Raw genomic sequence first — 6,354 nt, forward strand, 5'->3', positions numbered from 1 at the left:
ATATAAGGTAACACTAATGGCCAGAGTCAATCCTCCTGCTATGGCAGGACAGTTTCATGCCAATTTTATTGGCGGTATTAGTCAAGCATTCGATAATGAAAAGAGTTTTTCCATTTCTGAACAGGCTGAAAATCAGTTACGTATATCTATGCTGGAATCAGGCTGGATGATGAATAATATTACGTTACTGGATGTGGAGGAGTTGCAAGGTCAATGTATTGAAATAGGTGAATCCACTTTATATACCGGGCGCTCTATTAATGGGCGTTTTAATCGCGAATTGAAAGTTGCAGGCACTGATTATTCGCTGGCTGATACGGATTCTTGTGCTTCTCTATCTTATGAGCGAATGGGCACGATTGCCAATATTGGTGGTATTGAGCACTTTACTCAGACTGTTTCTGATTTCTTCGGTATGGCAATTTCATTGGATATGTTACGGGTGGGCCTTAATGGTCAGCGAATCGCTTATCCAACAGATCCTATAGCTAATCCAAAAGGGGAGGACGTTAATATTGGTTGGCACACCATAGCCAAAGACTTTAATAACGGATCTCAGGTTATAACTGATGAATTAACCCTTGGTGAAGGGGGCGAATTTCCACATTTAGATGCCCTGGCTAACCATTTAATTACGGAAAAAATCCCCGAAGCCTACCGGGAAGATCCCCGCTTAGTGGTCATGGTGGGGGCAGAACTGGCGGCAGCGGAAAGGCTACGTTTATTTAATGCCGCAGACCGCCCGGCAGATACAGCAGCGGCACAAATGCTAATGGGGTCGGTTGCTGGTCGTTTTGCCTTTGTCCCGCCATTTATGCCCGGTAAACGCTTGGCGGTAACGACATTGAGCAATCTGCATATTTATACACAGAAAGGAAGCCGCCGTTTTCGGGCTGAATTTGTTGAAGACCGTAGCGCCTACGAACATAGCTACCTGCGCAATGAGGGTTATGCCTTGGGTAATGGTTTCTTGTATGCCGCCGCAGATGAAGCCGCTATTACTCTGGTTAAGAAGTGAGGTAGCAAATGACTGATTCGCAATTAACTACCGGTTGGATATGTATCGCTACCGAGGGAACCACCATTGATAGCCGCAAAATTGAATCGCAGTGGCTGCTTGATATGGCTGAAACCTATGATGTACGCACTTACACCGCGTTGATTTGGGAAGAACACAAACGTGACCGGGATAATTTAGGCGAGGTGCTGGCGCTACGCAGTGATAAGCAAAGTGGCATTGTTCATTTGTATGCCCGTATCCGGCCCACGGCCAAATTGATGAGTTATAACGAACTGGGGCAAAAACTGTTTTGCTCCATCGAAGTGGAAGAAGATTTTCAGGACAAAGGTCATTTTTATTTAAGTGGTCTGGCGGTTACTGATAGTCCCGCCAGCATTGGCACTGACCGATTGCGTTTTAGTGCTAACCGTTCTTATTTTTCTAAACGTGGTGTTAAAGCAAAAATAAGTAAGCCGAGGGAATTTAGTTTATCAGACGCCACTATTATGGCCGGTAAAGGTTGGGTTACTGCAATAGCGCTAAATTAATTCTTATATTACAGATAAGAAATACCCGGCTGCTGGGCCGGGTATGGTTCTCTTCTATCGGAAAATAACAATGACAAATAATTCAATTAATGCTGATTTGACTATCTCACCCACCGTTATTTTCGTCAATAAAATAGGTTCGGATATATGCGGTTATATTACTGACAAAATTATTTATGCTTTAGGTTCTATACCACGGCGTTTTAATTCCTGCCGGGCAAGCTCTTTAAACCAATTGCCAAGGCTCACGCCATCTTTAGCCGCTTCCGCGTTAAGTTGTTCACGCAGTTCTGGTGCGATACGGATTTGGAATGTTGGCGATAGACCTTCACCTTTCGGGCTTTTATCTCGTTTTATAGTTGACACGTACGTACATAACCTCATAAGCTGTCTTTCGTTAGGTACGTACGTTAACACGGCGTACCGACAAAATACAGCGGCCCGTCAAGGTGCTACCAACACCAAGCCGGGCCTGACCATCATGTTAGAGGAACTAACGCAATGGCTACGTCAAAGTGTACCTACATCTTTGCGGCGATCAACCGCACCCAACAGAAAATTAGCCCTATCATGCTGCATATCACCGCAGAGAATGAGAAGACGGCCCGCCGCCGTTATGCCGCAGATTACATACTGCTCTTTGCCGGGCGTTTACCTGTGCAGGAGGCATAACATGACGACTAAATATAATTTAGCGCAGGGAAGTGTAGATAAGGTTCTACGGGCCATGCTGGTTTCAGAATTAATGAGAGAGTTGTTGTACTCAAAAAATGAAACCCCACAACCTCATGTTAATTCAGTCAATATAGCGGCTGTCTTTGATTGTATTTATGAAGATTTAGATTCTGTATTGGATAACGAATTTGACAGGGGAAAGAATGAAAGCCGTTAATTTATTCCCGTCATTGTTATTTCTTTTCATATTTACAATGGAGACGCCGCAATGAGCAGTCAATTTGTCTCTGAAACGCTGCAAGCGGCCCGTGGGCGTTGGCCGCATATTTTGCCAGCGTTGGGTATTACCGTGCCGGATAATGGTAAACACGGCGCTTGCCCGAAGTGTGGCGGTAGTGATCGTTTCCGCTTTGATGATCAAGGGGGCCGTGGCACATGGATTTGTAGCCAGTGCAGTCATGGTGATGGGCTGGATCTCATTCGTTTGGTTTCTGGCAACGGGGCATTTCAGGCGGCAACTGAGGTGGCCAAGGCGCTAGCCTTACCGAATGCACCGCAGGAAGCGATTAAGCCTGCCAGAAATGAAATCCCCGAAGAGCGAAAAAAGGCGATGGTGGCCAAGGCTTATCACGCTTTGCTGGCCCGTTGCAGCAGTGGAGAAAGCAGTTATCTGGCTGATAAGGGGTTGTCTGGCCATAGCCAATCCATTACGCAGGATGTTCATAAAACGGGAGGGATGGACTTCCCAGCAGGCTCTTTGCTGTTACCGCTGACTGATATCGACGGCAGGTTAACCGGTGGCCAGCTTATCAGCCCGTTAGGTGACAAGCGGTTATTGCCCAATACCGTGCTTAAAGGGGCGTTTATTGCGGTTCACCCATTAGAGGCCGGGGATAACCCGGAGCTGGTTGTTATCACTGAGGGTTATGCCACAGCTTTAACGCTGGATATGTTAACTGATGGGCTGGTTGTGGCGGCAGTCGCGGCTAATAATCTGCCGAATGTGGCGCAACACCTGCGCCATAAATGGCCCGATGCACGGTTGATTATCGCCGGGGATAACGATTTTGATGATGGTAAAGAGAACACCGGCAAGCAGTGGGCCGAGAAAGCCGCTAAAGCAGTAGATGGTTGGGTATCACTACCGCCAACCCGTCATAAAGCGGATTGGGACGATTACCGCCGTGATAACGGGCTGGAACGGGCCAAAGAAGCCTTTCGGGAAGAAATGATCCTGTTTGGTAAAGGCAAAACCAAACTGCCGCAGGGGTTCCGCTTAACGCAGGAATATCTTTGGTATGACAAGCTGGTGAATAAGTCTGATGGTGATACCGAGATCCGCAATATCAAACTGTGTAGCCCGGTAAGAGTCACGGCGATTACCTGCGATTCTGACGGCGGCAACTATGGTCGTTTGCTGGAGTGGGAAGACACCAACGGTATTAGTCGTAAGTGGGCCATGCCGATGGAGATGCTCAGTAGCAGCGGGGAAGAGCTGCGGCGCATTCTGTTGAGCAATGGCCTGTCTTATATCAGTACCACCGGGCAGGCGCGGGCGCATTTGATGGAATACCTTTCCCTGTGCAAGCCAGAGCGCAAGGTAACTTGTGTTAATAAAACCGGCTGGCATGGTTCGGTTTACGTGTTGCAAGATGAAGTGATCGGCGTTGGGGCTGAGTCGGTAATCTTACAAACCGCCAGTGTGCAAGGGCGGGATTTCAGGACTGCTGGAACACTGGACGAATGGCGCGATCAGGTTTCCCGTTATTGCGTCGGTAATGGCCGGGTGGCGTTTTCTGTCAGTCTCTCTTTTGCCTCACCACTGTTAAAACTGGTCGGTGTGGGTGGCGGTGGTTATCACCTGAAAGGGGAATCAACAGACGGCAAAACTACCACTATGAAAGTGGCGGCTTCAGTCTGTGGTGGCACTGACTTCTGGCATACGTGGCGTTCAACCGGTAACGCGCTGGAGGGCACCGCCAGCCGCCGCAATGATGCCACCCTAATGTTAGACGAAATACGGGAAGTGGACGGCAGAGAAGCCGGGAATATCGCCTATATGCTGGCGAATGGCCAAGGGAAAGCGCGGGCGCGTACTGACGGCAGTTTGCGCGAGGCTAACCGTTGGTGTCTGTTGTTTCTGTCTACTGGTGAATTGTCGTTAGTTGAACATGCGGCCAATGCTGGGGAGCGTACTTATGCCGGTGTGGAAGTGCGGATGGTACAAATCCCCAGTGATTCCGGTAAGCATGGTGTATTTGAAGAGTTGCACGGCTTTGCCGGAGGTAAAGCCCTGTCGGAGCACTTAGAACAGGCGGTTGCTTCCTGCTATGGCGAGCCGTTCCGTGCTTGGTTGCGGCTGTTAACCGCAGACCTGACCGGCATGACCAGCAAGGCCAAGATACTGCTAAAAGAATACACCCGGCTGCTTACCCCGGAGAACGCCGGTAATCAGGTGGGCCGCGCAGTTACCCGTTTTGCACTGGTGGCAATGGCCGGAGAGTTGGCCACACAGGTTGGGATCACCGGCTGGCCAGAGGGGGAGGCGTTCCGGGCAGCGCAAACCTGCCTTAATGCGTGGATGGGGGATCGTGGCCATACCGCCAATCAGGAAGACGCTGCTGCACTGGAGCAGGTGAAAGAGTTCATTACCCGTAATCAGTTCAGCCGCTTTGCTGACTGGCATGACGAGCGCAGCCGCCCGGCTAACATGGTGGGCTTCCGGCGAGTGGATAAAGGCAATAACAAAGAAGATGCGGTGACGACTTTCTTTATTTTGGCCACCGGTTGGAAAGAAATCTGCAAGGGCTTTGATGCCAAGAAAGTAGCTCAACTCTGTGTAAAGGCCGGTTATCTCGATGTGCCAGAGGATGCCCGGACACAGAAAAACATTCGCCTGCCAGAAATGGGGCTGAAACGGGTCTATCAGTTCAATAGCACGGTTTTAGGTTAATACACTTACGCGAGTCTTATTGAGAACTGGTAACACTGGTAACAGAGGTAACAACCATAAGCCGCAAGGGGCAGGGCTGTTACCAGTAGTAGAGGGCTATTGGTAACACTGGTAACAGAAATCAGCCTGTTACCACCGGTTACCAGTTGATATTGCTCAGTGGTAACTCAGTTTATCTATATAAATCAAAGGTGTTACCAGCGTTACCACTGATACCAGTCACAGGCGTAAGAGACAATATAAAAACGAGTCAGTTCGAGGCTTATTTTCTGGCTGGCGGTTCTGGCTTTAAACAGAGGGCCATATCAATATGCGAGTTTTTAAAGTTATTTGTCCAGATTGTGGTACACCCGCTCATATTCGTAAAACTAACCGCAAGCATAGCCATATAGCGGATCTCTATTGTGCTTGTACTAATCTTGAATGTGGCCATACCTTTGTGATGAATGCGACCTTTTCCCATACCCTTAGCCCCAGTGCGTTAACGCATAGCCGGTTAATTAAGGACTTGGTAGATCATATATCACCGCAGGAACGGCAAGAGGCTATCCGGCTATTGCAAGTGGCCCATAAATATGAGGAACAACAGCAGGCAATCAGTGACGCAAAACCGCAAATTACGCGCAGGGTGAGCAAGGATTACGTGGCCAACCGTTAGCCCGGTGTTACCACTCTGGCGCTCGATTTTCTTCCCGGCCCTGTACTGTGTTTTTCAGTTAGCCCAAAATGACCTTGCCCCGCGAAGCCACGCCCGGCAAGGGTTTCAACATTTCCCCCACGCTATTATCTCACCCAACTTTTCCATCCTCGCCACGTAAAATAGAATACTTGTTTTAAATCATATAATTAAAACTTTAAGCGGCAAGGTTAGAAAAAGCGAAACTGAAATTTAGTGAAATTCTTTTCAATCTTTTCAGTTGGGATTTTCAGCCAGAACCCCAGCCACGGCGCGGACTGGCGCTAAAGTTTGTAGGAATTTAAAACTGAAATAAGTTTATAAAGCAAAGTGTGCAGGCGGGTGCGGTGTAGTGCCGTTTCCGTGGGGGAGGTTTCTTTCATGGGGAAATCTGTGGTGTAGGCTAAAGGGAGAATAAGCGCCTTCGGAGCATTCTGCGGAGGGTAGCATGTTAGGCGACTGGTGGTGTTATTAGCTAGTCAGAAAAAGGGAGGGAAGTCGG

General features: G+C 48.7%; 7 protein-coding genes. 6 read left to right on the forward strand and 1 reads right to left on the reverse strand.

Going from position 1 to position 6,354, the window contains the following annotated elements:
• The first annotated feature begins 16 nt into the window (after window positions 1-16).
• Both V1952_RS19165 and V1952_RS19170 read left to right on the forward strand, forming a co-directional pair.
• Entirely contained in the window at window positions 17-1,018 is a 1,002-nt protein-coding gene (locus V1952_RS19165; RefSeq protein ID WP_420075339.1) for a P2 family phage major capsid protein, read from the forward strand.
• A gap of 8 nt (window positions 1,019-1,026) precedes the next feature.
• Window positions 1,027-1,548 (forward strand): GPO family capsid scaffolding protein, encoded by a 522-nt coding sequence (locus tag V1952_RS19170; protein ID WP_420075335.1) that lies wholly within the window; start codon window positions 1,027-1,029, stop codon window positions 1,546-1,548.
• Window positions 1,549-1,722: 174 nt separating this feature from the next.
• Here V1952_RS19170 and V1952_RS19175 read toward each other — a convergent pair whose 3' ends face one another.
• The gene (locus tag V1952_RS19175) at window positions 1,723-1,914 is read right to left on the reverse strand and encodes a toxin-antitoxin system HicB family antitoxin (RefSeq protein ID WP_005172017.1); all 192 of its coding nucleotides are present in this window, start codon (window positions 1,912-1,914) and stop codon (window positions 1,723-1,725) included.
• 135 nt (window positions 1,915-2,049) lie between these two features.
• On the opposite strand from V1952_RS19175, the gene V1952_RS19180 reads away from it, so the two are divergent.
• The 4 genes from V1952_RS19180 to V1952_RS19195 all read left to right on the forward strand — a co-directional run bounded on the left by V1952_RS19180 (window position 2,050) and on the right by V1952_RS19195 (window position 5,834).
• Complete coding sequence (locus V1952_RS19180) at window positions 2,050-2,220, forward strand: host cell division inhibitor Icd-like protein (protein WP_420075336.1); 171 nt, start codon at window positions 2,050-2,052, stop codon at window positions 2,218-2,220.
• A 1-nt stretch (window position 2,221) separates the two neighbouring features.
• Window positions 2,222-2,440, forward strand: coding sequence for a hypothetical protein (locus tag V1952_RS19185; RefSeq protein WP_032912789.1), 219 nt, complete (start codon window positions 2,222-2,224; stop codon window positions 2,438-2,440).
• A gap of 51 nt (window positions 2,441-2,491) precedes the next feature.
• A complete protein-coding gene (locus V1952_RS19190) occupies window positions 2,492-5,176 on the forward strand; it encodes a DUF927 domain-containing protein (protein ID WP_420075337.1) in 2,685 nt (894 codons plus the stop codon).
• A gap of 310 nt (window positions 5,177-5,486) precedes the next feature.
• Window positions 5,487-5,834: an ogr/Delta-like zinc finger family protein gene (locus tag V1952_RS19195; RefSeq protein ID WP_420075338.1), complete on the forward strand. Its 348-nt coding sequence runs from the start codon at window positions 5,487-5,489 to the stop codon at window positions 5,832-5,834.
• The last annotated feature ends 520 nt before the right edge of the window (window positions 5,835-6,354 follow it).

This window comes from Yersinia sp. 2542 StPb PI (assembly GCF_048593855.1).
In the GTDB taxonomy this organism is placed as follows: Bacteria; Pseudomonadota; Gammaproteobacteria; order Enterobacterales; family Enterobacteriaceae; genus Yersinia; species Yersinia enterocolitica_E.

Coding starts and splice junctions, on each gene's coding strand:
- V1952_RS19165 (WP_420075339.1), top strand. CDS start 17: ATGGCCAGAGTCAATCCTCCTGCTATGGCAGGACAGTTTCATGCCAAT.
- V1952_RS19170 (WP_420075335.1), top strand. CDS start 1,027: ATGACTGATTCGCAATTAACTACCGGTTGGATATGTATCGCTACCGAG.
- V1952_RS19180 (WP_420075336.1), top strand. CDS start 2,050: ATGGCTACGTCAAAGTGTACCTACATCTTTGCGGCGATCAACCGCACC.
- V1952_RS19185 (WP_032912789.1), top strand. CDS start 2,222: ATGACGACTAAATATAATTTAGCGCAGGGAAGTGTAGATAAGGTTCTA.
- V1952_RS19190 (WP_420075337.1), top strand. CDS start 2,492: ATGAGCAGTCAATTTGTCTCTGAAACGCTGCAAGCGGCCCGTGGGCGT.
- V1952_RS19195 (WP_420075338.1), top strand. CDS start 5,487: ATGCGAGTTTTTAAAGTTATTTGTCCAGATTGTGGTACACCCGCTCAT.